The organism is Azonexus sp. R2A61 (assembly GCF_021401135.1).
Taxonomy (GTDB): Bacteria; Pseudomonadota; Gammaproteobacteria; order Burkholderiales; family Rhodocyclaceae; genus Azonexus.
In genome coordinates, this window is record NZ_JACBFO010000002.1 from 802518 (window position 1) to 828105 (window position 25588).

Here is a 25588-nt window from a genome sequence, read left to right on the forward strand (position 1 = left end):
TAATCAGTCTTCGAGGACCCAGGTATCCTTGGTGCCGCCGCCCTGCGACGAATTGACGACCAGCGACCCCTTGGTCAGCGCCACTCGGGTCAGGCCGCCCGGCACCATGTTCACGCACTTGCCCGAGGACAGCACGAAGGGACGCAAATCGAGGTGACGCGGCGCAATGCCTTCCTCGACGAAGGTCGGACAGTTGGACAGCGCCAGCGTCGGCTGGGCGATGTAGCCGTCCGGCTTGGCGATCAGCAGCTTGCGGAAATGCTCGATCTGCTCCCTGGTCGACGCCGGACCGACCAGCATGCCGTAACCGCCGGCCCCGTGCACTTCCTTGACCACCAGTTCCGGCAGGTGATCGAGCACGTAGGCCAGATCGTCCGGCTTGCGGCACATGTAGGTCGGCACGTTGTTGAGGATCGGCTCCTCGCCGAGATAGAAGCGGACCATGTCCGGCACGTAGGGATAAATCGACTTGTCATCGGCAACGCCGGTACCGATGGCGTTGGACAGCGTCACGTTGCCGGCCTGGTAAGCCTTCAGGATGCCCGGCACGCCGAGCGCGGAATCCGCCCGGAAGGCCTGCGGGTCGAGGAAGTCGTCGTCGATCCGCCGGTAGATCACATCAACGCGTTGCGGACCCTGCGTCGTACGCATGAAGACCACATCGTTCTTGACGAACAGATCCCGCCCCTCGACCAGTTCGACACCCATTTGCTGAGCCAGGAAGCTGTGCTCGAAATAAGCGCTGTTGTAGGCCCCGGGCGTCAGCACAACGACCGTCGGATCGGAGATGCCCTGCGGCGCAACGGCACGCAGTTTCTCGAGCAGCATGTCCGGATAGTGCTGGACCGGCGCCACCTTGTGCTTGGCGAACAGCTCCGGGAACAGCCGCATCATCATCTTGCGGTCCTCGAGCATGTAGGACACGCCCGACGGCACCCGCAGGTTGTCTTCCAGCACATAGAACTCGCCTGCTCCGGCACGCACCACATCGACGCCGGCGATATGTGCGTAGATGCCGGCCGGAACGTCGACGCCCTGCATCACCGGACGATACTGCGCGTTGTTCAGCACCTGCTCGGCCGGAATCTTGCCGGCCTTGAGGATTTCCTGATCGTGATAGATGTCCCACAGGAACATGTTCAGCGTCTTGACCCGCTGTCGCATGCCGCGCTCCAGCGCTTTCCATTCCTTTGAAGGAATGATGCGCGGCACGATGTCGAAGGGAATCAGTCGCTCTTTGCCGGCCTCCTCGCCATAAACAGCGAAGGTGATGCCGACGCGGTGAAAAGCCAGATCGGCTTCGGCCCGCTTGCGTTCGATCCGTTCCGGCGGCGTCGCCTTCAGCCACGCTTCGTATGCCTTGTAGTGCTCCCTGACGCTGCCGTCGGCGTCGTACATCTCGTTATAGAAGTTCATATTGGACTCTTCGTTTGAGGATGCTACCCACGGGAAAATTAGCAGGTTCCATGCCACGAAAAAACCCGAAACGAATCAGGACATTGGCAAAGCACCCCACCTATCGTCGCACGCTTTTGGTGCAGCAACAGACAAGCTGGTGCAATAAAGTCAAAGCGTGCACTGAAAAGGGAAAGTCGACCGGGATCGGCAAACGGAGGCCTAAGGCTTGGCCTTTGAGCGGAGGGCAGTTGCCAGTTGCCTGACCGCCTTTTCCATTTCCTCCGGCGTGTAGGCGGCAAAGCCCATCAGGAAGCCGGGCCGACCACTACCGCTACCGGACAAGGGACTCAGCCCGAGCAGTTCGACGCCCGCCCGCTGGGCGGCGGCGAGCGCCTGCGCCTCGTCGATGCCGGCGTGCAGGAAGCAGGGCATCTGCATGCCACCGGCCGGCACTTCTGCCGTCACGAAATCACCCAGATGTTCGTCGACCAGGCGCGCCAACCGATCGCGGCGGGCGGCATAGACGCTGCGCATGGCGCGCACGTGGGCGCCGAAATGCCCGCCTTCGATGAAACGCGCCAGGGTCAGCTGGGCGATCGTCGCGTTGTGGCCGTCCTGCAGGCTGCGCGCCACCGTCATCGGTGCCACCAGCGCCGGCGGCAGCAGCAGGTAGGCGATGCGCAGGCCGGGAAACAGGGATTTGGTGAAAGTGCCGATGTAGATCGTGCGCTGCTCGTCGTCCAGCCCCTGGACGCAGGCGGTCGGCTTGCCGGCGTAATGGAATTCGCTGTCGTAGTCGTCCTCGATGATCCAGGCCTGCTGCCGGCGCGCCCAGTCGATGACGCTCAGGCGCCGCGCCAGGCTCAGCGTCGTACCGCTGGGAAACTGGTGCGAGGGCGTCAGGAACACCGCCCGGGCGTTCGCCACCGCGTCCAGGTGGCCGACCTGCATGCCGTCGCCGTCCAGCGGAATCGGTACGCAGTCCAGACCGGCTGCATCGAAAGCCTTGCGGGCGCCGTGATAGACCGGGTCCTCGACGCAGATGCGCTCGCCGACATCGAGCAGGACCATGGCGCACAGGCTCAGGGCCTGCTGCGAGCTGGTCAGCACCAGAATGCGCTCGGGCGTGGCGCGGGCGCCCCGTTCCAGGTTGATGTAGTCGGCAATCGCCTGACGCAGGCTTTCCATGCCTTGCGGGTGACAATGGGCCAGGGCGCGCGCGCCGTGCTCCTTGAGCACCTGGCGCTGCAGGCGTTCCCAGACCGCCAGCGGGAAATTTCGGGTTTCCGGAATGCCCGGGGCGAAGGGTCGGGCGGTCAGCGATTCGCGCACGCCGCCGCCGGCCAGCATGGCGCTGCCGCGCCGGCTGAGCGCCGCCGCCGGCTGATCCGGCAGCAATGACGGCGGCCGTCGCGGCACCCGCAGCGCCTGCGCTGAAACAAAACTGCCGCTGCCAACCCGGCGCTCGATGAAACCTTCCGCATGCAACTGGCCGTAGGCCGCTTCGACCGTGTCGCGCGAAACCCCGAGCGATCGGGCCAAGGCCCGCGAGGCCGGCAGGGGCCGTCCGGCATCGAGGGCGCCGTCGAGGATCAACTGGCGGATCGCCCGCTGGACGCGGACATGCCGGGGCTGGGCCTGGTGGGCGGGATCACCGAGCCAGGCTTTGACCGATTCGAGTTGGGCATGGCGGAACAATTGGCCGGGTATCCAGTGATTAATTGGCGGGATTAGCCCGGCCATTCTAGCGCTATAACTGGGACTTTCCAGGCGGATCGTCGATCCCCTTTCTTCCGGAGCCGTCCCATGCATCCATCGCCCTCGCCACTACGCCTCAACGACCTCACCCATCCCGTCGTCGCCGCGCTGATCTCGGTCATCGTCAATTACGGCGGCACCTTCATCCTGGTTTTCCAGGCCGCCCAGGTGGCCGGACTCAGCCCGGCGCTGACGGCGTCGTGGGTGTGGTCGATCTCGATCGGTGTCGGCGTCACCGGCATCATCCTGAGCTGGCTGGCCCGCGAGCCGATCATCACCGCCTGGTCCACGCCTGCCGCCGCTTTCCTGGTCACCGCGCTGGCCGTCACGCCCTACGCCGAAGCGGTCGGCGCCTACCTGATCTCGGCCGCCGCCTTCGTCGCCCTCGGCTTGTCCGGCTACTTCGAGAAGCTAATCCGGCTGATTCCCCAGGGCGTCGCCGCCGGCCTGCTCGCCGGCATCCTGCTGCAATTCGGCATCAAGGCCTTTGCCGGCCTCAGCGTCGATCCGCTGCTGGCCGGGCTGCTGATCGTCGCCTACGTGGTGCTCAAGCGTTTCACCGCGCGCTACGCAGTGGTCGGCATTCTGGTGCTGGGGCTGGGTTTCCTGCTGTTGCAGGCGCGTGTCGACCTGTCCGGACTGGAATTGCGGCTGGCGGCGCCGCTGCTCACCGTCCCGGCGTTTTCGCTGAACGCCCTGCTCAGCGTCGCCCTGCCGCTGTTCCTGATCACCCTCACCGGTCAGTACATGCCAGGCATGCTGGTGCTGCGCAACGACGGTTTCCGGACCAGCGCCAACCCCATCGTCACCATCACCGGGCTGGGTTCGCTGCTGATGGCCCCCTTCGGCTCCCACGCCTTCAACATCGCGGCAATCACGGCGGCCATCTGCACCGGCCGCGAGGCCCACGAAGATCCGGCCAAGCGCTGGCTGGCCGGTATCGCCGCCGGCGTTTTCTACATCCTGGTCGGTGTGTTCGGATTGACCCTGGCCGCCGTCTTCATGGCCTTTCCCGCCACCTTCATCACCACCCTGGCCGGGCTGGCCCTGCTTGGCACCATCGGCGGCAGCCTGACCAACGCCCTGGCCGATGCCAGAACCCGCGAAGCGGCGCTGATCACCTTCGTCGCCGCCGCCGCCAACATCACCCTGCTCGGCATCGGCGGCGCCTTCTGGGGACTGGTCATCGGCCTGCTCGCCCACGCCGTGTTGAACGGCCACTTGCCCCGACTGTCGCGCCAGGCGCCGGCGGTAGCGGCCAGCGAGGCCGCCCGGTGATGCCCGACGTGCGCTACCCGGCGGCGCTGACGCTCGCCGACCTGCGCCGCAACCTGGCCGCCGTCGACACGCGGATCGCCGAGGCCTGCCACCGGGCCGGACGGGATCCGGCCGGCGTCCGCCTGCTGCCGGTGAGCAAGACTGTGGACGCGGCACGCCTGCGCCTCGCCCACGAGGCGGGCTGCCGGGAGCTGGGCGAAAACAAGGTCCAGGAAGCCTGGGGCAAAGCCCAGGCCCTGGCCGACCTGGACGACCTGCGCTGGGTCATCGTCGGCCACCTGCAAGGCAACAAGGCCGGGCTGGTGGCGCGCTTTGCCAGCGAATTCCAGGCCCTCGACAGCCTGCGCCTGGCCGAAACCCTGGAGCGGCGGCTGCAGGCAGAGGGGCGCGGCCTCGACGTGTTCGTCCAGGTGAACACCTCCGGCGAAGCCAGCAAGTACGGCCTGACGCCCGCCGAAGTGCCGGCCTTCCTGCGCGTCCTGCCGGCCTTTTCGACGCTGCGCGTGCGTGGGCTGATGACCCTGGCGCTGTTTTCCAGCGAACCCGAGCCGGTCCGCCGCTGCTTCCGCCAGCTGTACCAGCTACGCGAACAATGGCGCCAGGCAGCGCCGGCCGGCATCGACCTGAGCGAGCTGTCGATGGGCATGTCCGGCGACTTCGAGATCGCCGTCGAAGAAGGCGCTACCGTCGTCCGTGTCGGCCAGGCCATCTTCGGCGCCCGCAAGCTACCCGACGGTCATTACTGGCCGGCCGAGAGCAGCGCATCGACCCGGAGCGAACATGAAGCCTGAAACCCCATCCACCACCGCCCAAGCGCCCCTCGGCTATCCCGTCCCCGACTGGCAAGGCTGCCCGGCTCCCACACCGGTCACCCTGGCGGGCCGCTACTGCCGGCTCGAACCCCTTTCCGCCGTCGAACATGCCGAGGCCCTGTTTGCCGCCTACGCCGAGGACGTCGATGGCAGCGACTGGACCTATCTGCCGGTCGGCCCCTTCGCCAGTCTGGCCGCCTATCGCACTTATCTGCTCGCCACCACGGCCACTACCGACCCCCTGCATTTCCTGGTGCGCGACCGGGTCAGCGGGCGGGCCTTGGGGACTTTCGCCCTGATGCGCCAGCAGCCCGCCCATGGCGTGCTCGAAGTGGGCTACATCGCCTTTGCTCCGGCCCTGCAGCGCTCGCGGCTCGGTACCGAAGCCCACTTCCTGCTGATGGCCCACGTCTTCGAGACCCTCGGCTACCGCCGCTACGAGTGGAAGTGCGACAGCCTCAACGCCCGCTCGCGGCAGGCGGCGTTGCGCCTGGGCTTCACCGACGAAGGCTGCTTCCGCCAGGCCATGGTCTACAAGGGCCGCAACCGGGACACCGCCTGGTTCTCGATCATCGACCGGGAGTGGCCGGCCCTGCGCGCCGCCTTCCTGGCCTGGCTCGACGACGGCAATTTCGACGCCCGGGGCCAGCAACGGCAGCGGCTGGAAACCCTGCGCACGCAACTTGCCCAAGAGGATTCACCATGAACGACAACACCACCCACCTGATGGCAGCCTACGCCCGCCAACCCGTTTCCTTCGTCCGCGGTCGCGGCGCCCGCCTGTGGGACGCCGAGGGCCGGGAATACCTGGATGCCATCGCCGGCGTCGCCGTCACCAGCCTCGGCCACGCCCAGCCCGAGATCGCCGCGGTCATTGCCGAGCAGGCGAACACCCTGCTGCACACTTCCAACGTCTTCCGCATCGACTGGCAGGAACGGCTCGGCCAGTGCCTGTGCGGGCTGGCCGGCATGGACAAGGCCTTCTTCTGCAACTCCGGGGCCGAAGCCAACGAAGCAGCGCTCAAGCTTGCGCGTCTGCACGGGTATCGCCGGCAGGTGGCAAATCCGCTGATCCTGGTCATGGAAAACGCCTTCCATGGCCGCAGCCTGGCGACCTTGTCCGCCTCCGGCAACCCCGCCAAGCAGCAGGGTTTCGCCCCACTGCTGCCGGGTTTCCTGCGTCTGCCCTATAACGACACCGACGCCGTCCGCACAGCCGCCAGGCAGCACCCAGAAATCGTCGCCGTGCTGCTCGAACCGGTCCAGGGCGAGGGCGGCATCCGGGTCGCCGATGCCGCCTACCTGCAGCAACTACGCGAGCTGTGCGATGCCCGTGGCTGGCTGCTGATGCTCGACGAGGTGCAGACCGGCCTGGGCCGCACCGGCGCCTGGTTCGCCGCCGAGCATGGCGGAATTACGCCCGATGTCCTGATCCTGGCCAAGGCCCTGGGCAACGGCTTTCCCATCGGCGCCTGCCTGGCCCGGGGCGGCGCCGCCGAGCTGATCGCGCCGGGCCAGCACGGCTCGACCTTCGGCGGCAACCCGCTCGCTTGCCGGGTCGCCTGCACCGTCATCGACATCATGGCCCGCGAGGGGATTCCGGCCCGCGCTGCCGCCCTCGGCCAACGCCTGCTGAATGGGCTGCGCCAGGGTCTGGCCGGCCACCCCGAGGTATTGGCGATTCGCGGCCAGGGGCTGATGGTCGGCATCGAACTGCGACACAAGTGCACCGAGCTGGTCGGACGCGCCCTGGCCGAACAGCGCCTGCTCATCACCGTCACCCGCGACCGCGTCATCCGCCTGCTGCCGCCCCTGATCTGCGACGAAGCCCAGATCGACGCCATCGTCGCCCGGCTCGTCCGCCTGCTTGCCCCCATCGCCAAGGAGATTTCCGCATGAACGCCCATCAAGACCTGAACGCCTTCGATCCCGAGCTGGCCGCCGCCATCGCCGCCGAAGCCCGGCGCCAGGAGGATCACGCCGAGCTGATCGCCTCCGAGAACTACGTCAGCCGGCAAGTCATGGCCGTCCAGAATTCGGTATTCACCAACAAGTACGCCGAAGGCTATCCCGGCCGCCGTTACTACAGCGGCTGCGCGCATGTGGACGTTGCCGAGCGCCTGGCCATCGAGCGTGCCCAGGCCCTGTTCGACTGCGACTACGCCAACGTCCAGCCCCATGCCGGCGCCCAGGCCAACGCGGCAGTCTTCCTCGCCCTGGCGACGCCGGGCGACACGGTGATGGGCATGAACCTGGCCCAGGGCGGCCACCTGACCCATGGCAACCCGGCCAACTTCTCCGGCCGGCACTATCGCATCGTGCCCTACGGCCTCGACCCGGCAAGCGGCCTGATCGACTACGACGAGATGGAGCGGATCGCGCTGGAACATCGCCCGCGCCTGCTCATCGGCGGCTTTTCCGCCTACTCGCGGCACAAGGATTGGGCCCGCATGCGCGCCATTGCCGACAAGGTGGGCGCCATTTTCTGGGTGGACATGGCCCACGTAGCCGGACTGGTGGCGGCCGGCGAATATCCCGACCCGCTGCCCCATGCCCACGTGGTCACCAGCACCACCCACAAGACCCTGCGCGGTCCGCGCGGCGGCCTGATCCTCTCCCGGGGCCAGGACGACGCCTTCAAGCGCAAGCTCGACGCCGCCGTCTTCCCCGGCACCCAGGGCGGGCCGCTGATGCACGTCATCGCCGCCAAGGCGGTGGCCTTCAAGGAAGCGCTGCAACCCGAATTCAAGGTCTACCAGCAACAGGTGCTGGCCAATGCCCGGGCGATGGCCGCAGTGATCCAGCAGCGCGGCTACCGGATCGTCTCGGGCGGCACCAACAACCACCTGATGCTGATCGACCTGTCGAACCGCCCCTACACCGGCAAGGACGCTGACGCGGCCCTGAGCGCGGCCTGGATCACCGCCAACAAGAATTCCGTGCCCAACGATCCGCGTTCGCCCTTCGTTACCTCAGGGCTGCGCATCGGTACCCCGGCGGTGACGACACGGGGCTTCGACCCCCAGGCTTGCACCACCCTGGCCGGCTGGCTGTGCGATGTCCTCGATGCGCTGGAAAGCGGCGATCAGTCCGCCGTGACGGCTCGGGTCAGGGAAAACGTCAGGGACTTGTGCCGACTTCACCCTGTGTATCGTGCCCCTCTCTAACTAAGCAGAATCGCGCGACAATACTTTGTTCCGAGATATGTGGAATCCTCAAAAAACAAAAACCCGCCGGAAATCCCGGCGGGTTTTCATCTTCGGCCCGAAGATCAGGCGCGTTCTAGGATGACCGCGATACCCTGACCACCACCGATGCACATGGTGACCAGCGCGTACTTGCCGCCGATGCGTTCCAGTTCGTACAGCGCCTTGGTGGCGATGAAGGCGCCGGAGCAGCCGACCGGGTGACCGAGGGCGATGGCGCCGCCGTTCGGATTGGTCTTGGCCGGGTCGAGGCCGAGCACCTTGGACACCGACAGGGCCTGCGCGGCGAAGGCTTCGTTGGATTCGATGACGTCCATCTGATCCAGCGTCAGGCCGGCCTTCTTCAGCGCCAGCTTGGTGGCCGGGATCGGGCCTTCGCCCATGACATCGTTCGGCACACCGGCAACGGCGTAACCGGCGATGCGGGCACGCGCCTTGTAGCCGGCCTTGGCAGCGACATCGGCCGCAGCAAGCACGAAGAAGGCGGCGCCGTCGTTGATGCCGGAAGCGTTACCGGCGGTGACGGTACCATCCTTCTTGAACGCCGGTTTCATCTTGGCCAGAGCTTCGACCGTGGTACCACGCTTGACGTACTCGTCGGTATCGAAAACGACTTCGCCCTTGCGGGTCTGCTTGACGATCGGCACGATCTGCGACTTGAAGTAGCCGGCATCGATGGCGGCAGCGGCGCGGCGCTGCGATTCGACGGCGAATTCATCCTGCGCTTCACGGGTGATGCCGTGCTTTGCCGCCAGGTTTTCGGCGGTAATGCCCATGTGACCAACGCCGAACGGGTCAGTCAGCACGGCGACCATCGAGTCGACAGCCTTAGTGTCGCCCATACGGGCGCCGGAACGCAGCGCCGGCATCAGGTAGGCGGCCTTGGACATGACTTCGACACCGCCGCCAATACCGTAGTCGGCATCGTTCAGCATGATGTTCTGGGCCGTGGTCACGATGCCTTGCAGGCCGGAGGCACACAGCCGGGAAACCTGCATGGCCACCGATTCCATCGGCAGGCCAGCCTGGATGGAAGCAACACGGGATGCGTAGGCGTAACGGGAATCGGTCGGCATCGTGGTCCCGACCGTGACATAGTTGATCTGCTGCGGATCGACGCCGGAGCGGGCAACCGCCTCCTTCATCACCAGGCCAGCCAGTTCGCTGGTTTCGAAATCAGCCAGGGAGCCGCCAAAGGAACCGATCGGCGAACGAACTGCGCTCAGTACGACAACATCTCTGCTCATGTACTACCTCCTGTAGAAATTATTTTCAGCCCACCAGACTGGCGAGCCCCAGCAAAAAGAGCAACAACATCCACAGCACCGTGGCACGCCAGACCAGACCGACGGCACTTTGCATGAAATCGACGTCAGCCGGCTCGCCAAGACCCAATTCGGCCCGGTCGGCAGCATCACCTTCCTCGATCACGGATCCCCCCAGGCGCACCCCCAGCGCCCCCGCGCCGCCAGCAAGGACAATTCCCATATCCTTGTCCGGCCACAAGGCTGCCTGAGTCCGCCAGCAGTGAACAGCATCTTCGAAATCACCGACGATGGCGAAGGCCGAAGCCGTTGCCCGCAAGGGCAGCCAATCGATCATACCGAAAACCTGGCGGGCAAATTGCGAAAAATCGTTGTGCTGGGCAATATCAGAAAGCTGCCAGCGGTCGCGCACAATCAGGCCGAGACGATAAAGCAACGCACCGCACGGTCCAGGCAACAGCACGAAACAGAGCAGAACGCCGAAGACGTGACGATGCGATGCGACGAGTGCCCGTTCGATGGATACTCGGGCAATCTCCTCGCTGCCCATCCGCTGGGTCGGAATCTGCTGCCACTCGGCCAGCAACGCACGGGCACGATCCAGCTCTCCCAGACGCAGGGCGACCTGAATATCCGTGTAGTAATGACTGAATTGGCGGAATCCCATCGTCAGGTATAGCACGATCACGTTCAGCAGCCAGCCAAGCACGGGAGAAACTGCATGGAGCGCGGCATAGATCAGGGCCAGGACAATCACCGGCACCAACACGGCAACGCACCAAGCGGCAACGCCATGCCAACGGTTGCCGGCGTTGAAACCGGACTCCACGAGATCCGCCCACGCATTGGCCGGTCCCTCGACGATGCGACGGTAATCCAGCGGCTTCAGCTGTTCGATCAGGAAAACGGCGATCAGCGACAGGAGGCTCATGGGGACTCTAATTACCGCTTGCAGCGGCTATTCTCGATTATTGAAACGTCAAGATACCACAAGCCTGTCGGTCAACGAACGGATCATGCCGGCGGTCGCCCCCCAGATGAAATGCTCGCCGTAAGGCATGGCGTAGTAATGGCGCAGCGCGCCGCGGATGTTCGCACTGTGGCGCTGGTGGTTGCGCACGTCGAGCAGAAAGTCGAGCGGAACCTCGAAGACTTCCGCAACCTCGAAGGCATCCAGTTTCAGTTCGAACGGCGGTGTCACCAGCGCGACCACAGGAACGACCTGGAACCCCGTTCCGGTCCGGTATTCCGGCAGATATCCCAACGGTTCGACGTGCCGGCGATCAAGGCCGATCTCCTCTTCCGTCTCGCGCAACGCGGTAGCCAGCGGCGAAACATCTTCCGCCTCGACCCGCCCGCCGGGAAAGCTGACCTGCCCGGCGTGATCACGCAGATGTGCGGTGCGCCGGGTGAGCAATACGGTCAGATCATTTTCGTGCCGGACAATGGGAAACAGTACCGCGGCCGGCGTCAATTGCCCGGCCGCCGCACCATCCTCGGCGACGAACTGCCCGTTCGCAGGCTCCGGCAGCAGACAGGCGCGCAGTCCGGAGAGGTCAATGCGACTCATCGTACCGCCGAATCCTCCTCGATTTCGACGTGGACCGCGGCCAGCGCATCGTGCAGTGTTTCCTCGGGCAGCGCGTTGATCGCCGTCGCGACCAGATCGGCCGATTCGACCGCGCCGACCGGCAAGCGTTTGCTGTCGAGCGACGCAATCAGCGCGGCAGCGGCACCGACCACACGCAACAAGGCCTGACGCTCTCCCATGAGCATTTCCAGTTCGCCGCGCAACAAGGCGATTTCCTGATGAGGCATCTCTCTCTCCTAGAATCGTTTTTTTAAGGTCATGGTGTCGCCGTCCCGCTTCATTTCCATGCGGTTCAGGAAACTCATGCCGAGCAGCGCGACCGGCAGGTCGTTCTGATGAATCGCCGCATCGACCTGATGCAGCGTGATACCGCCGATGCGCACACTGTTCAGCTTGACGATGCTGATCTGCGTCTGGCCATTGGCGGTCTGGGAAACGCCCCGCTCGCCCTTGGCCGGATCGATGCCCAAGCGACGGGCATCGCTGGCGCCGAGCGAAACCAGGCTGGCACCGGTATCGACGACAAAGCGGACAGAACCGCCGTTGACCGTGCCATTGGTCACGAAATGTCCCTGGCTGTCGGCGTTTAGCGTAACCAGTTCGGCGCCACTGTCGGCCGCATTGCCGACCGCATGCTGACCGACCCGCAACGGCCGTTTCTTGCCGCCGATCTCGACGATCACCTGATCGCCCTGAACGGCCACGACCTTGATACCGTCGATGGTCGTTCCCAACGGCACGGAACGCGGCGGCGCACCGTTGATCATCAGCAGGGCCTTGTTGCCGATGACGCCGGCCAGTCCGACCTCTTGCGCCGCAACGGGCAACGCGACCAGACAGCCCAGCAAGGCCGACGTAAAATGGACGGCCTTCCATCGATTGCCCAACCGAGCCATGAAACCAGTCGCCATCTTTCGTCACTCCCCTACCGAAGGTCCGGGCTATTTTGCCATATTCCTTGAGCAGCACGGGATTCCATGGAAATTGATCGCCCTCGATGCCGGTGAACCGGTTCCTGCGACAACCGACGATTTCGCCGGCCTGTGCTTCATGGGCGGCCCGATGAGCGTCAACGACCCACTGCCGTGGATCGACGGTGTTTGCGCATTGATCCGCCAGGCTGTCGACCGTGGCGTGCCGGTGATCGGCCACTGCCTGGGCGGGCAGTTGATCAGCAAGGCACTGGGCGGCCAGGTGACCGGCAACGCGGCCAAGGAAATCGGCTGGGGCGAGGCGCTGGCCGAGGATCACGATGTCGCACGGCACTGGCTGGGCGATTTCGCCGGACACCGGGGCACGGTCTTCCAGTGGCACGGCGAAACCTTCAGCATCCCGCCCGGTGCCACCCGCCTGTTTTCGAACGCCTATTGCGCCAACCAGATGTATGCGCTCGGCCCGCATCTCGGCATGCAGTGTCATGTCGAGATGACGCCGGAAATGATCGCCACCTGGTGCGATCAATGGGCCGAGGAAGCCGCCGCCGTCGCCGACCAGCCGAGCGTGCAGACGCCGGACGAGATGAACGGCCAGGTCGGCGAACGTCTGCCGGCGATGCGCGCCTTGTCCGACCAACTGTATTCGGTATGGATTCGCGGCCTGGCCCGCTGAACACGCCCAAAAATGAAAAGGGTGGCCATGGCCACCCTTTTTTGCCGAATCCTGCGGTCGACCGCAATCAATCGCGATAATTGCCGTCCTTGATCGGGAAGTCGGTAATCTTCGAACGGACCAGCGCGATCGCCTCGCGCAACTCGTCGATCTTCTTGCCGGAAACACGCACCGCATCGCCCTGAATCGACGCCTGCGCCTTCAGCTTGGCATCCTTGATCAACTTGACGATCTTCTTGGCCAGCTCGCTGTCGATGCCGTCCTTGATCTTCATTTCCTGCTTGGCCTTGTTGCCGGAAACGCTCTGGATCTTCTGCACGTCAAGGCGCTTGACGCTGTCCTTTTCCTTCTTTTCGAGGGCTGGGAACAGCAGGTCCTTGATCTGGTCGAGCTGGAATTCGGAATCGCCCCACAGCGTGATCAGCTTGTCCTTCTCGTTCAGCTCGACCTTGGCCGAGGTGCCCTTGAAGTCGTAACGGTTGTCGATCTGGCGCGCCGCCACGTCGACGGCATTCTTCAGCGCCACCATGTCGGCTTCAGAGGTGAAATCGAAACTGGGCATGACCTTCTCCTTTGCTGAAATGCGAAGCCCGGCAGACGCCGGGCCAGTATTGCGGTCGACCGATGAAAATCAGCCGAAATGGCAGACGTAGTGATACGGCTCGTCGCAGGCGATCTCGAAACTCGAATTGCCCGGCACGTTGAACGACTGGCCGGCACCGTAGGCCTTCCACGCCGACTCGCCCTTCAGCTTGACGCGACAGGCACCGCCGACGCCTTCCATGATTTCCGGCGCCCCGGTATTGAAGGTCAGCGACGACGGCAGGATCACGCCGATCGTCTTCCTGGTCCCGTCGGCGAACACCACGGTGTGGCTGACGCACTTGCCGTCGAAGTAGACATTGGCGGCCTTGACCACGGAAACATTGTCGAATTGAGACATCAGATACCCCAGATTTTTTGAATGACGGACTTGGCGATGAAACCGACCATGCCGAAAGCGAGCACGAAGAACAGCACGAAGGTGCCCGTCTTGCCGGCTTTCGACTTCCAGGCGATCTCGCCGATGATAAACAGCATGAACAGGATGAAGGCACCGACGCCCCAGGTCGAGAAGAAATCGGCGATCTGTTCCTCGTTCAGGCCGAATACGGTGCCTTCCATCGCTTACTTGCCCTTCTTCGCCTGCAGGTTGGCGGCGATGCGCATGCGCAGGGCGTTGAGCTTGATGAAGCCGCCCGCGTCCTTCTGGTCGTAGGCGCCGGCATCGTCCTCGAAGGTGGCGATGGTCGGGTCGAACAGCGAATCGCTCTTCGAGTCGCGACCGACGACGATCACATTGCCCTTGTACAGTTTCAGGCGCACCGAACCGTTGACCGTGGACTGGGTGTGGTCGATCAGGGCCTGCAGCGCACGCCGCTCCGGGCTCCACCAGTAGCCGTTGTAGATCAGGCTGGCGTAGCGCGGCATCAGGTCGTCCTTGAGGTGGGCGACTTCGCGGTCGAGGGTGATCGACTCGATGGCACGGTGGGCACGCAGCAGGATCGTCCCGCCCGGGGTTTCGTAGCAGCCGCGGGACTTCATGCCGACGTAGCGGTTCTCGACCAGATCGAGACGGCCGATGCCGTGCTTGCCGCCGAGTTCGTTGAGCTTGGCCAGCAGTTCGTGCGCCTTCATGCGCACGCCGTCGATGGCGACCAGGTCGCCCTTCTCGAACTCGAGATCGAGGTACTGCGCGGCATCCGGCGCGGCTTCCGGCGACACCGTCCAGCGCCACATGCTTTCCTCGGCTTCGGCCGCCGGGTCTTCGAGGTGACGGCCTTCGAAGGAGATGTGCAGCAGGTTGGCGTCCATCGAATAGGGCGAACCGCCGTTGCGGTGCTTCATCTCGATCGGAATGCCGTTGGTTTCGGCGTAGGCGAGCAGCTTCTCGCGCGACAGCAGATCCCACTCGCGCCACGGCGCGATCACCTTGACGCCCGGCTTGAGCGCATAGGCGCCAAGCTCGAAGCGGACCTGGTCGTTGCCCTTGCCGGTCGCACCGTGCGAGATCGCGTCGGCGCCGGTGGCATTGGCGATCTCGATCAGGCGCTTGGCGATCAGCGGCCGGGCGATCGAGGTACCGAGCAGGTATTCGCCTTCATAGACGGTATTGGCACGGAACATCGGGAAGACGAAATCGCGCACGAACTCCTCGCGCACGTCGTCGATGAAGATGTTTTCCGGCTTGATCCCGAACTTCAGCGCCTTGGCGCGCGCCGGTTCGAGTTCCTCGCCCTGGCCGAGGTCGGCGGTGAAGGTCACCACCTCGCATTGATAGGTATCCTGCAGCCACTTGAGGATGACCGAGGTATCCAGACCGCCCGAATAGGCGAGAACCACTTTCTTGACGTCGCTCATTTGCTTTCCTGTTACGTTTTGACAATGCCGCCGGGCAAACCCGGCGGTTGATATTCCTGGCTTCTACCCCTGCAAACGGCCGAGGAGCAAGTACTCCATCAGCGCCTTCTGCACGCGGAGGAGGTTTTGGCTACGGCCGCCGCTACGCGGCTTAACTTGCTTGCGCAAGTTAGCCTGCACCGAAACCGCTTGCACGATCACCGCCATTACCCCTGCAAACGGCCGAGGAGCAAGTACTCCATCAGCGCCTTCTGCACGTGCAAGCGGTTTTCGGCTTCGTCCCAGACAACCGACTGCGGGCCGTCAATGACCTCGGCAGTCACTTCCTCGCCGCGATGGGCCGGCAGACAGTGCATGAACAGCGCCTGTTCGTGCGCAACGCCCATCATCTCGGCATCGACGCACCAATCAGCAAAAGCTTTCATGCGCGCTTCGTTTTCAGCCTCGTAGCCCATCGAGGTCCATACGTCGGTGGTCACCAGATCGGCGCCGCGGCAGGCGTCCATCGGATCGGCAAAAATGGCGTAGCGCGAGGCGTCGACCCCGGCAATCAGTTGCGGATTCAGTTCGTAGCCCGGCGGGGTCGACACGTGCACCTTGAAATCGAGCACTTCGGCCGCCTGCAGCCAGGTATTGCACATGTTGTTGGCGTCGCCGACCCAGGCCACCGTCTTGCCCTGAATCGAACCGCGATGCTCGATGTAGGTGAAGATGTCGGCAAGTATCTGGCAGGGATGGTATTCGTTGGTCAGGCCGTTGATCACCGGCACGCGCGAATTGGCGGCGAAACGCTCGATGATGTCCTGCTCGAAGGTGCGGATCATCACGATGTCGCTCATCCGCGAGATCACCTGCGCCGCATCCTCGACCGGCTCGCCACGCCCCAGTTGCGAATCGCGAGTATTCAGGTAGATCGCCGAACCGCCAAGTTGCTGGACACCAGCCTCGAACGACAGACGGGTACGCGTGCTGGCCTTCTCGAAGATCATCACCAGCGTGCGGTCGGTCAACGGCCAGTATTGCTGGTAGGACTTGAACTGCTGCTTGATCCAGGTGGCACGTTCGAAAACGTACTGATGTTCCTCACGCGAAAAATCCTTGAACTGCAGGAAGTGCTTGATCGCCATGCTCACCCCGCCAGAAAGGTCTTGATCAGCGGAATCATGCGGTCGACCAGTTCCCGCGCCTCACTTTCACTGAAATTGAGCGGCGGCAGCAGGCGGATCACAGTATCGCCGGTGACGTTGATCAGCAGACCGGCCGCCAACGCCTGACCGACCAGCGCAGCGCACGGGCGATCGAGTTCGACACCGATCATCAGACCGTGCCCCCGGATATCGACCAATCCCTCGACCCCGGCCAGCCCGTCGGCAAAGCCCTGGCGGATCAGCTTGCCGACACGATCGGCATTGGCCAGCAGACCCTCGTCCTCGATACAGGCCAGGGTCGTCAGGCCGGCCGTACAGGCCAGCGGATTGCCACCGAAGGTGGAGCCATGATTGCCCGGCCCGAACAGCCCGGCCGCCTTGCCACCGGTCATGCAGGCACCGATCGGCACGCCGGAGCCCAGGCCCTTGGCCAGCGTCGCAACATCCGGCTGGACGCCGGCCAACTGGTAGCCGAACCACTGGCCGGTACGGCCCATGCCGCACTGCACTTCGTCGCAAATCATCAGCCAGTCGCGGGCATCGCACAGTTCCCGGACACCGCGGTAATACGCAGCATCGCACAGGTGAATGCCGCCTTCGCCCTGGATGATCTCGAACATCACGGCGACGATGTTCTTGTTGTGTTCGGCGATCGCGCGAATCGCCTCGAGGTCGCCATAGGGCACCCGGACAAAACCTGCCACCAGCGGTTCGAAACCAGCCTGAACCTTGCGGTTGCCGGTGGCGGAAAGCGTCGCCATCGTGCGGCCGTGGAAGGCCTTTTCCATGACCACCACGGTCGGCAGCTCAACGCCCTTCTTGTGACCGAAATAGCGCGCCAGCTTGATTGCCGCTTCGTTCGCCTCACAACCGGAATTGGCAAAGAAAACTTCCTGCATCCCGGACAGTGCGCACAGCTTGTCGGCCAGTGTCTCCTGGCCGGCCACGCCGTAGAGATTGGAAGTGTGCAACAGACGACCGGCCTGCTCGGCCAGTGCGGCAACCAGGCGGGGATGGGCATGCCCGAGGGTATTGACGGCGATCCCGGAAAGCGCATCCAGGTATTCCCGGCCTTCGGTATCGGTGATCCGGCTCCCCTTGCCGTGACTGAACGTCACCGGCAAACGGGCGTAGGTGTTCATGACATGCGACATCAGACGACCTCTGAAAACAAAAACGGCGGCCAACGCCGCCGAAACGACCGCAACCCGAAGCCGGAAAAAGCCCCGGAAACAGTTGCAGAAAGCTGAATGTTAAGTGAAAAATAGCGCCTTGTATAGAACGGCCAAGCCATGCGAATCGCCATATTCAACCAGAAAGGCGGCGTCGGAAAAACCACGACCGCACTCAATCTCGGTGCCGCCCTGCATCGCGCCGGAGACCAACCGCTGCTGATCGACCTCGACCCGCAAGGGCACCTTTCCAGCATTCACGGCCAGGTCCCGCTGGAATCCGGACGCAGCCTCTTCGCCTTCTTTCAGGAGCAGAGCGGACTGGCCGAACTGGAAGTCGACTGGCACGAAATCGGCAGACTGATCCCGGCCCACCAGCAACTGATCAAGGTCGATTCGATCTTCGGCAAAGGCCCCTCCGTCCTCAACAAGCTGCGCGTCGGCCTCGACACCCTGGAGCAGGAAAACGGCGGCCGCCATATCGTCATCGACTGCTGCCCCTACATCGGCGTACTCGCCCTCAACGCGATCTTTGCCTGCGACCGGCTGATCATTCCGGTCTCCACCGACTACCTCTCACTGCAGGCGGCCGAACAGATCACCCGCACGCTGCAGGTCCTCGAACCCGTCCTCAAACGCCGGGTCGAACGCCGCTATCTGCTGACCCGCTTCGACCGCCGCCGAAGGATGAGCGACGATATCCGGCAAAAGCTGCGCGAGCGCTACGGTGAAGACGTCATGGAAACCGTCATCTCGGAGAATGTCGCGGTCGCCGAAAGTCCGTCGCTGAATCGGGATGTCTTCCGTCACAACGCCCACAGCCCGGGGGCCCACGATTATCGAAAAATGCTCGAAGAACTGGTTGACCGCAAGGATTTGAGCGTCACCGACAGATTGCGGTAAGACCACTTGGTTCTGCTAAAATGCCCAAAAAGCGAGATCGCACCGCCGCCCATCCGCACAGCGCAAGGCAGAACAATGACAACACAAGAACTGACGACATTCATCATCATCGGCGTCACAAAGGAAGGGCGAAAATTCCGCCCCAGTGACTGGGCCGAGCGCCTGTGCGGCGTAATGTCAGCCTTTGGTGCCGAACGCAAGATGAAGTACTCGCCTTACGTCGGCCCTGGCGACTACAACGGCGACAAGGCCGTATTCGTTGACGGCCGCCTGGCCGAGGTCGAGCCGATGGCTTACCGCTTCATGCTCAATTTCGCCCAGGACAACGACCTGCAGATCATTGACGGCGTCTGTTCGCTGGAAGACAAAAAATAAGCTGGTGCGGCAGTCGACCGTGCCGACAAAGACTCACGCAGCAGCACAAATAAAAATGGCGCCAGAGGCGCCATTTCTCATTGAGCGAAAAACGCTCAGGCCGCAGCGCCCAGTGCCTTGATCTGAGCAGACAGACGGCTCTTGGTGCGGGACACCGCGTTCTTGTGAACGATCTTCTTGTCAGCGATCCGGTCGATAACCGAAACGGCTTGCTGGAAAACGCCTTGTGCGGCGGCTTTGTCGCCGGCGACGATCGCCTTGCGCACGCTCTTGATCGCGGTACGCAGGGTCGAACGCAGGCTTGCGTTGTGGGCGCGCTGCTTGTCAGCTTGACGGGCGCGCTTGCGGGCTTGTGCGCTGTTGGCCATGGCAATGAATCCGTTAGAGATAAATTAAGCCGGCGATTCTAACACGACTACGCAGCGGCAACAAGCCCATCCACACCAATCCCGCTCATCCGGCAGCAACGACCGCTCAGCCATCAACAACAACAAGGAGATGATTAGGAAAGTACACTGGGGACATGGAAAATTGTGACTCGACATACATGCCCACAATACCTTCTCGCAAGGCGCGCGGCTTTTCCTTGATCGAACTGATGGTCGCCATCGCCATTCTGGCCATCCTCTCGGCGATCGCCGTCCCAGGAATGCAGGGATACATTGCATCCAGTCGTGCAACATCCGTCACCAACGAATTACTCGCCACGCTGATCCACGCACGCAGCGAAGCGATTCGACGGAACGCCCAAGTCACGGTGACGGCCAAGGATGCCGACTGGTCCAAGGGATGGACCACGACCACGGGTGGCAACACTCTCGTGTCAAGAGACAACCCATCCTCCGGAATCTCTATCGTCAGCGACGACACCGCCATTACCTTCAACGCGGACGGCACAACGGGAGACACCGGCGTAATCACCCTGACATCCAGTTATGGCAGTAGCAAAACCCTGCAGATTCTCGGTAGTGGCAAAACCCTCATCTCAAACTGACACGAACACACCATGCACCCCCCATCCCAGAACATTGCGTCGCGAAAAAGCAGGGAATCCGGCATGAGCATGATCGAAGTCCTTATCGCGATCGTCATACTCGCACTCGGCGCCCTTGGCATCGCAGGCCTGCAAGCCCGTGCACTAAAGGGAAACGAAGGCAGTCTGCAACGCAGCCAGGCGCTGATTGCGGCAAGCTACATGCTTGACTCGATTCGTGCTGACGCTGCACTCAGGGTAACCACCAGCATGGCAAGCAGTGGCTCGGGAACCATCGGCACCTGGCTGAGCGAACTCTCAAGAACGGTCGGCCCAGGTAGCCAAGGCATGATCGCATGTCAGGCCGTAACCCTGGGAACCAACTGTACCGTAACCGTGCAGTGGAATAACTCTCGAAGCGGAGGCAGTGCCTCTGAACAGCTTTCCTTGAGCACCCTGTTATGAAAACCCTTGCTCCGACCAAGCTGCAGCACGGCCTGACCATCGTTGAACTGATGGTTGCCATGGCCATTGGCATGATCCTGATGCTAGGCGCAACCGGCGTACTGGTAACAAACCAGAACGCCTTCCGCACCTCGGGAAGTCTGTCCGACATCCAGGAAAATGCGCGGATTGCCACTGAAATGATTGCCCGAGACCTCCGCGCCGCCGGCAGCAATCCCTGCACGGCAACCGACTTTTTTGATCGCACGGCTGCCAATCTCGGACTAACCGTGACCAACGAGGTTCAGACGCTCAAAACCAACCTGTCCAAAGGCTACACCCTGGAAAACGAGAATGTTGCCGGAACAGGCGTCATCAACGCCGTTGTTGCCGATGCCCAGACGATCTCCCTCACCGCCGGACAGACAACATTCAACATTACAAACCAACTCAAGGCAGGTGATCTGGTCGTGCTTTGCACGAATCAGGCTGGTTACGTACTCAAGGTTGCATCGGCCAGCGCCGCATCCTTCACAACCACGGTCGGCGTACCGAGTATTGCAAATCTGGACAGAGCGGTTCTGGTCACCAATCTGACAACCCGAGTCTGGAACGTGGGCAACGCTGGACGGAACACCCCATCGCTGTTCCGCAATGGGGTGGAAATGGTTGATCGTGTTGCAGGCCTGACCGTTCAGCAACAGGGGACGGCGATCAAGCTCACCCTCATTCTGTGCAGCCGGAATCCGGAACCTCAAGGCATCGACACCGTCGTCTCTCTATGCCCGGCCAGACACATAGAAAGAAGCGTCATCAACGTGGTTCAACGTCGAGCCAGCTAGACCATGAAAACCACTCCATACCATCAACAGCAGGGCATCGTCCTGATCGTTGCCATGATCATGCTTGTGATCATGAGCATTCTTGGCATTTCCAGTGTCCGCACCGTTGCTCTGGAAGAAAAGATGAGTGCTGCCGCGCTGGACTACAACATTGCCTTACAGGCGGCTGAAGCAGCCTTGATTGCCGGGCAGCAGGACGCGCGTAACCGTACCGGTGGAATCACCCCGGACCCCGGCGCCTCAGCGACGGACTGCCCGGGAGGCAACGCCGTAGCACCCAGCAACGGCTATGTTTCGACCATTTATCGCTGTGCTGACAACTGGATGGCTGGCAAGGACAACACTTGGTGGAGCGCCAACTCCCGCTTGCTTGCCAACAGCAATAGCGGCGCCAACCTGGGGGCTCTGGCAGGCAACAATACCCGCTACCTGATCGAATACCGCGGCACCCAGATTTGCAAGCCCAAAAGCGGTGAAATTGCCGACAAGGGCGCTTGCCTCAGTAAAAACCCCGACCCCTCCTGCAGTTGCTATCTCTTCCGGATCACTGCCAGGGCAAACCCGGCCAACGGTCGCGCGGACGTCATGCTGCAAACACTATTCACCACTTACTGAGCACTCGAGTCGCCAGGAGCATCAATATGACTTATTTCCCGAATCGCACTCGTTCATTCCAGCGCCTGACGGCGCGGACGCTCGCCGTCACCGTCGGTTTGATGGGTATCTCTCCGGGCTATGCACTCACCATTCCGGACACTCCCCTGCAAGCGAACGTTACGACCGATCCGAACATCATGATGATTCTTGACGATTCGGGTTCCATGCAGTTCGAGATCATGCCGGATGATTACACCCCAGGCAGCACCTACTATGTCTTCCCACGAGCTGATGGTATTTATGGCGGTGGCGACTACAACAACTATGTCTCGACTGTCGACAGCAACAATGCGTTCAACGCCCTGACTCGTTCGCCCCAGGTCAACACGATCTATTACAACCCATCCATTACCTATACCCCCTGGGCCAACCAGGACGGCTCGCTCTTTCCGCCAGCATCAATCACCTGCGCATTGCATAATCCGATGCGCTCGGGAACTGGCTCTGCCTATTGCCGCGATTTGACAAGCAACAACTCGCGCTACAACAGCAACACTTGGCGCTCCTGTAACTCTTCCAGTTCCTGCTCTTCCGATACCTCCAACAAGACTTTCTGGCCGGCCACCTATTTCTGGCATAACGGCGGCAGCATCTGGACATGGGGTAATTACACCCGTCAGGAAATCCGTTCAACAACCCCTTCATACTCGGGGCATGGGCGCAGTGCCCGCACCGATTGCACGGCCGGCGTCTGTACTTACGCGCAGGAAATCCAGAACTTCGCCAACTGGTACACCTACTACCGTTCCCGCGTATTGACAGCTCGCGCCGGCATCGGCCGCGCCTTCGCCGCCCAGGGAACAGGGCTGCGTGTCGGCTTTGCGGCCATCAACAAAGACAGCACAAGCATCGACGGCGTTTCCACCTCAACCGTCGTACGTGGTGTACGTCAGTTCAGCGGCACGAACCGGAGCACATTTTTCTCCGACCTGTACAACCACGTGATCCCCAATGCCGGCACCCCGCTGCGCGCGGCCTTGGATGATGTCGGCCAATATTACAGCCGAAGTGATGACCGAGGCCCCTGGAGCACTACGCCAGGAAGCACAGGTGGCGACAATTACGCCTGTCGACAGTCCTATAGCATTCTGATGACAGACGGCTACTGGACCGAAGGTACCTCATACCAAGCCAGCACCAGCGGTGCCCGGAGCGACAACGACAGCTCAAACGGAGTAACCATTACGGGTTCGAACAACCAGAGCTATACCTTCAACGCGAGCTCCCCTTTCAGGGATAGTCGATCAAATACGCTTGCCGATGTCGCAATGTACTACTGGAAGCGCGACCTGAGTTCATTGCCAAATGCCGTTCCAACCAGTGAAAAGGACCCCGCGTTCTGGCAACACATGGTGACTTTCGGGGTCGGACTTGGTGTTACCGGCTCGGTAAACCCTGATGACGCTTTTGCTGCTATCGGCAACACTTCAACCACGATCACCTGGCCCGATCCTGTGGGCAGCAATACCGGCAAACTGGATGACCTGCTGCATGCCGCCGTCAACAGCCGCGGCGGTTTCTTCAGCGCCAAGGACCCCAAGGAATTCGCGGATGCTTTGACCGCAATGCTCAACGACATCGTGGACCGCAAGAGCAGTTCAGGCTCGGTCAGTGCCAATAGCACCCGCCTCACCACCTCTTCGAAAGTCTTCAGTGCAAGTTTCAACACCACGGGCTGGGGCGGAGAGCTGGAAGCTTACAGCATCAGCGCCAGCGGCGTTGCCAGCACACCGGACTGGAAGGCTTCCGGCCTGATTCCGGCATATGGCAGCCGAAAGATTTACACGACCACCGGTGGCAACAAGCGGGAATTCCTCTGGACCAATCTGAGCAGCGCTGATCAGACGAGCATTGGTAGCCAGACAATCCTGAACTACCTGCGTGGCGACCGAAGCCAGGAAACCACAAACGGCGGCACATTGAGAAAGCGCACCTCGCTGCTTGGCGACATCATCCACTCATCGCCAGTTCTGCATAACGAAACTCAAACGGTTTACGTCGGTGCCAACGACGGCATGCTGCATGCTTTTGATGCAACGACCGGCGTAGAACGCTTCGCTTACGTACCAAGCCCGATGTATTCGAAACTCAGCCTGTTGAGTCAGACAACTTATGCCCACAAATATTTTGTCGACGGCGAACTCACTGTCGTCGACCGTTCGGAAAGTGGATTAACCAATTCTTATCTGGTTGGCACCCTGGGGGCGGGCGCCAAAGGACTGTTTGCGCTTGATGTCACGACTCCGGCGAATTTCACAGCATCCAGCATTGCCTGGGAATACGTCACTGCCTCGGACAACGACTTGGGCTACATGATCGGGCGCCCGGTCTACGCCAAAATGAACGATGGACAGAATGTCGTGATCGTCGGTAACGGCTACAACAGCGCCAGTGGCAAGGCCGCGTTGTACATCATCAATCTGGCCACCGGGGCTTTGGTAAGGAAATTCGACACCGGCATCGCCGGAGACAACGGCATGGCTACACCGGGCGTGGTCGACGAAGACGGTGATGGCGATATCGATTACATCTTTGCCGGGGACCTCAAGGGTAACCTCTGGAAATATGACGTCAGATCCAGCACTTCCTCCGTGTGGACCCAGTCGATATTCTTTGCGGCCAAAGACGCGAACAACAATGCACAACCGATTACCTCGCAGATCAGCTTTGGCATCAACTATCTGGCCAGCGATGCGAACGTCGGCAAGCGATTCATTTTCTTCGGTACGGGAGCTTACTTCCGCAACGCTGATCCGGACGACAAATCGGTGCAAACCTGGTACGGGCTGATCGACGGGGATTCGGCCATCAGCGGGCGGGGACAACTGACAGCAAGATCCCTCAAAACATCCTTTACCGCCGACGGCAAGGCCGCCCGGGCATTCAGTGAGCAGACCGACACCAACGACATGGCCGGTAAACGGGGTTGGTACATTGACTGGATCAATGCGGACGGCACCAAGGTCGGCGAGCGGATCGTCACTCCCTCAACGCTTTATCGCCTGACCGAGCCGACGCTTCTCGGCAGTTCGGTTATTCCGGAAGCAGACGACCCATGCCAGCCAGGTGGAACCGGCTACATCAACGCAATCAATGCTTTTACCGGTGCCAGTCTCAAGGAATCGATTTTCGTATTGACTTCGCTACCCAGCGGCGGCATCGTCGGGTCGATTGATCTCGGCATCGGCATGCCCAGCCAGCCAGCACTGTTTGTGGGTGATTCGGGGACCGGCCAGCTGATCGTCAGTGGTACCGGCGACAGTTCGGGGACTCAGGGTGGCAAGCCGATCAGCAAGGCCTTCAATCCATCCGACCGGGGTGGCAGGATATACTGGCGCGAAATCGTGAGGACACAATGATGCTCAAGCAACACCGTTCACAAACCGGATTCACGCTGGTCGAACTCCTGATCGTCGTCACCATCATCGGCATCCTGGCGTCGATCGCCTATCCCTCGTACCAGGAATACATCCGCACATCCCGACGTACGGCTGCGATGGGCTGCGTGATGGAGCAGACGCATTTCATGGAGCGTTTCTATTCAGGCAACATGACCTATGTCGGCGCAGTTCCGCCGGCCTGTCCGGGGGAAGTGACCAATTTCTATAACGTGGCAACGGCTAATCTTGGCGCGGCAACCTACACGATCTCGGCCGCACCTACCGGCGCACAGGCCTCTGATCGCTGCGGAACACTATCCGTCAACCAGGCCGGTACGCGTGCAGCGACAGGTACCGGTACCTGCTGGCGTTAAGCGA

At 62.1% G+C, this 25588-nt stretch carries 28 protein-coding genes; 14 read left to right on the top strand and 14 right to left on the bottom strand.

Annotated elements, in window-relative coordinates:
• Positions 1 to 3 precede the first annotated feature (3 nt).
• Together L0962_RS08840 and L0962_RS08845 are read right to left on the bottom strand one after the other, a co-directional pair.
• Positions 4 to 1416 carry a circularly permuted type 2 ATP-grasp protein gene (locus L0962_RS08840; protein ID WP_234086002.1) on the bottom strand — a complete coding sequence of 471 codons (1413 nt, stop codon included), beginning with the start codon at positions 1414 to 1416 and terminating at the stop codon, positions 4 to 6.
• Positions 1417 to 1617: 201 nt separating this feature from the next.
• A complete protein-coding gene (locus L0962_RS08845; protein ID WP_234086003.1) occupies positions 1618 to 3096 on the bottom strand; it encodes a PLP-dependent aminotransferase family protein in 1479 nt (492 codons plus the stop codon).
• 108 nt (positions 3097 to 3204) lie between these two features.
• On the opposite strand from L0962_RS08845, the gene L0962_RS08850 reads away from it, so the two are divergent.
• The 5 genes from L0962_RS08850 to glyA are packed head-to-tail and all read left to right on the top strand — an operon-like array spanning position 3205 to position 8413.
• Positions 3205 to 4434, top strand: a complete 1230-nt coding sequence (locus L0962_RS08850; RefSeq protein ID WP_234086004.1) for a benzoate/H(+) symporter BenE family transporter — start codon at positions 3205 to 3207, stop codon at positions 4432 to 4434.
• Positions 4434 to 5225 carry a YggS family pyridoxal phosphate-dependent enzyme gene (locus tag L0962_RS08855; RefSeq protein ID WP_234086005.1) on the top strand — a complete coding sequence of 264 codons (792 nt, stop codon included), beginning with the start codon at positions 4434 to 4436 and terminating at the stop codon, positions 5223 to 5225. The genes L0962_RS08850 and L0962_RS08855 overlap by 1 nt, the downstream gene beginning before the upstream one ends.
• Positions 5215 to 5952, top strand: coding sequence for a GNAT family N-acetyltransferase (locus L0962_RS08860; RefSeq protein WP_234086006.1), 738 nt, complete (start codon positions 5215 to 5217; stop codon positions 5950 to 5952). Before L0962_RS08855 ends, L0962_RS08860 begins: the two co-directional genes overlap by 11 nt.
• The gene (locus tag L0962_RS08865) at positions 5949 to 7145 is read left to right on the top strand and encodes an aspartate aminotransferase family protein (protein WP_234086007.1); all 1197 of its coding nucleotides are present in this window, start codon (positions 5949 to 5951) and stop codon (positions 7143 to 7145) included. Before L0962_RS08860 ends, L0962_RS08865 begins: the two co-directional genes overlap by 4 nt.
• Positions 7142 to 8413: a serine hydroxymethyltransferase gene (gene glyA / locus L0962_RS08870; protein WP_234086008.1), complete on the top strand. Its 1272-nt coding sequence runs from the start codon at positions 7142 to 7144 to the stop codon at positions 8411 to 8413. Before L0962_RS08865 ends, glyA begins: the two co-directional genes overlap by 4 nt.
• Before the next feature lie 104 nt (positions 8414 to 8517).
• Here glyA and L0962_RS08875 read toward each other — a convergent pair whose 3' ends face one another.
• Genes L0962_RS08875 through L0962_RS08895 form a run of 5 tightly spaced genes read right to left on the bottom strand, consistent with a single transcriptional unit; the run spans position 8518 to position 12204 of the window.
• The gene (locus L0962_RS08875) at positions 8518 to 9699 is read right to left on the bottom strand and encodes an acetyl-CoA C-acyltransferase family protein (protein WP_234086009.1); all 1182 of its coding nucleotides are present in this window, start codon (positions 9697 to 9699) and stop codon (positions 8518 to 8520) included.
• 25 nt (positions 9700 to 9724) lie between these two features.
• Positions 9725 to 10648: a CobD/CbiB family protein gene (locus L0962_RS08880; RefSeq protein ID WP_234086010.1), complete on the bottom strand. Its 924-nt coding sequence runs from the start codon at positions 10646 to 10648 to the stop codon at positions 9725 to 9727.
• 48 nt (positions 10649 to 10696) lie between these two features.
• Positions 10697 to 11287: a CoA pyrophosphatase gene (locus L0962_RS08885; RefSeq protein ID WP_234086011.1), complete on the bottom strand. Its 591-nt coding sequence runs from the start codon at positions 11285 to 11287 to the stop codon at positions 10697 to 10699.
• Complete coding sequence (locus L0962_RS08890) at positions 11284 to 11535, bottom strand: hypothetical protein (protein ID WP_234086012.1); 252 nt, start codon at positions 11533 to 11535, stop codon at positions 11284 to 11286. Before L0962_RS08890 ends, L0962_RS08885 begins: the two co-directional genes overlap by 4 nt.
• A 9-nt stretch (positions 11536 to 11544) precedes the next feature.
• Positions 11545 to 12204 carry a TIGR02281 family clan AA aspartic protease gene (locus tag L0962_RS08895; protein ID WP_234086013.1) on the bottom strand — a complete coding sequence of 220 codons (660 nt, stop codon included), beginning with the start codon at positions 12202 to 12204 and terminating at the stop codon, positions 11545 to 11547.
• Here L0962_RS08895 and L0962_RS08900 point away from each other — a divergent pair.
• Positions 12203 to 12916 (top strand): type 1 glutamine amidotransferase, encoded by a 714-nt coding sequence (locus L0962_RS08900; RefSeq protein WP_234086014.1) that lies wholly within the window; start codon positions 12203 to 12205, stop codon positions 12914 to 12916. The two genes, L0962_RS08895 and L0962_RS08900, sit on opposite strands and share 2 nt — an antisense overlap.
• 67 nt (positions 12917 to 12983) lie before the next feature.
• Here the strand turns inward: L0962_RS08900 and L0962_RS08905 are convergent, their stop codons facing one another.
• The 6 genes from L0962_RS08905 to L0962_RS08930 form a co-directional block, all read right to left on the bottom strand.
• Positions 12984 to 13478 (bottom strand): YajQ family cyclic di-GMP-binding protein, encoded by a 495-nt coding sequence (locus tag L0962_RS08905; protein WP_234086015.1) that lies wholly within the window; start codon positions 13476 to 13478, stop codon positions 12984 to 12986.
• Between the two features lie 69 nt (positions 13479 to 13547).
• The gene (locus L0962_RS08910; protein ID WP_234086016.1) at positions 13548 to 13859 is read right to left on the bottom strand and encodes a pyrimidine/purine nucleoside phosphorylase; all 312 of its coding nucleotides are present in this window, start codon (positions 13857 to 13859) and stop codon (positions 13548 to 13550) included.
• A complete protein-coding gene (locus L0962_RS08915; protein ID WP_234086017.1) occupies positions 13859 to 14080 on the bottom strand; it encodes a DUF2788 domain-containing protein in 222 nt (73 codons plus the stop codon). Before L0962_RS08915 ends, L0962_RS08910 begins: the two co-directional genes overlap by 1 nt.
• Before the next feature lie 3 nt (positions 14081 to 14083).
• Entirely contained in the window at positions 14084 to 15316 is a 1233-nt protein-coding gene (locus L0962_RS08920) for an argininosuccinate synthase (RefSeq protein ID WP_234086018.1), read from the bottom strand.
• A gap of 206 nt (positions 15317 to 15522) precedes the next feature.
• Entirely contained in the window at positions 15523 to 16443 is a 921-nt protein-coding gene (gene argF, locus L0962_RS08925; protein WP_234086019.1) for an ornithine carbamoyltransferase, read from the bottom strand.
• A 2-nt stretch (positions 16444 to 16445) separates the two neighbouring features.
• Positions 16446 to 17618: an aspartate aminotransferase family protein gene (locus L0962_RS08930; RefSeq protein WP_234086020.1), complete on the bottom strand. Its 1173-nt coding sequence runs from the start codon at positions 17616 to 17618 to the stop codon at positions 16446 to 16448.
• A gap of 138 nt (positions 17619 to 17756) precedes the next feature.
• Here L0962_RS08930 and L0962_RS08935 point away from each other — a divergent pair, with 138 nt between their 5' ends.
• Together L0962_RS08935 and L0962_RS08940 are read left to right on the top strand one after the other, a co-directional pair.
• On the top strand, positions 17757 to 18539 hold the full coding sequence (locus tag L0962_RS08935; protein ID WP_234086021.1) for a ParA family protein: 783 nt from the start codon (positions 17757 to 17759) through the stop codon (positions 18537 to 18539).
• 75 nt (positions 18540 to 18614) lie between these two features.
• Positions 18615 to 18914 carry a DUF3579 domain-containing protein gene (locus L0962_RS08940; RefSeq protein WP_234086022.1) on the top strand — a complete coding sequence of 100 codons (300 nt, stop codon included), beginning with the start codon at positions 18615 to 18617 and terminating at the stop codon, positions 18912 to 18914.
• 95 nt (positions 18915 to 19009) lie between these two features.
• Here the strand turns inward: L0962_RS08940 and rpsT are convergent, their stop codons facing one another.
• The gene (rpsT, locus tag L0962_RS08945; RefSeq protein ID WP_234086023.1) at positions 19010 to 19282 is read right to left on the bottom strand and encodes a 30S ribosomal protein S20; all 273 of its coding nucleotides are present in this window, start codon (positions 19280 to 19282) and stop codon (positions 19010 to 19012) included.
• Between the two features lie 179 nt (positions 19283 to 19461).
• Here rpsT and L0962_RS08950 point away from each other — a divergent pair, with 179 nt between their 5' ends.
• The 6 genes from L0962_RS08950 to L0962_RS08980 are packed head-to-tail and all read left to right on the top strand — an operon-like array spanning position 19462 to position 25584.
• Positions 19462 to 19908 (top strand): GspH/FimT family pseudopilin, encoded by a 447-nt coding sequence (locus tag L0962_RS08950; protein WP_255680771.1) that lies wholly within the window; start codon positions 19462 to 19464, stop codon positions 19906 to 19908.
• 12 nt (positions 19909 to 19920) lie between these two features.
• Complete coding sequence (gene pilV, locus L0962_RS08955) at positions 19921 to 20352, top strand: type IV pilus modification protein PilV (protein WP_255680737.1); 432 nt, start codon at positions 19921 to 19923, stop codon at positions 20350 to 20352.
• On the top strand, positions 20349 to 21173 hold the full coding sequence (locus L0962_RS08960) for a PilW family protein (RefSeq protein ID WP_234086026.1): 825 nt from the start codon (positions 20349 to 20351) through the stop codon (positions 21171 to 21173). The genes pilV and L0962_RS08960 overlap by 4 nt, the downstream gene beginning before the upstream one ends.
• A gap of 3 nt (positions 21174 to 21176) precedes the next feature.
• On the top strand, positions 21177 to 21788 hold the full coding sequence (locus tag L0962_RS08965) for a PilX N-terminal domain-containing pilus assembly protein (protein WP_234086027.1): 612 nt from the start codon (positions 21177 to 21179) through the stop codon (positions 21786 to 21788).
• 26 nt (positions 21789 to 21814) lie between these two features.
• Entirely contained in the window at positions 21815 to 25189 is a 3375-nt protein-coding gene (locus tag L0962_RS08970) for a pilus assembly protein (protein ID WP_234086028.1), read from the top strand.
• Positions 25186 to 25584 carry a type IV pilin protein gene (locus L0962_RS08980; protein WP_301332260.1) on the top strand — a complete coding sequence of 133 codons (399 nt, stop codon included), beginning with the start codon at positions 25186 to 25188 and terminating at the stop codon, positions 25582 to 25584. The genes L0962_RS08970 and L0962_RS08980 overlap by 4 nt, the downstream gene beginning before the upstream one ends.
• Positions 25585 to 25588 lie beyond the last annotated feature (4 nt).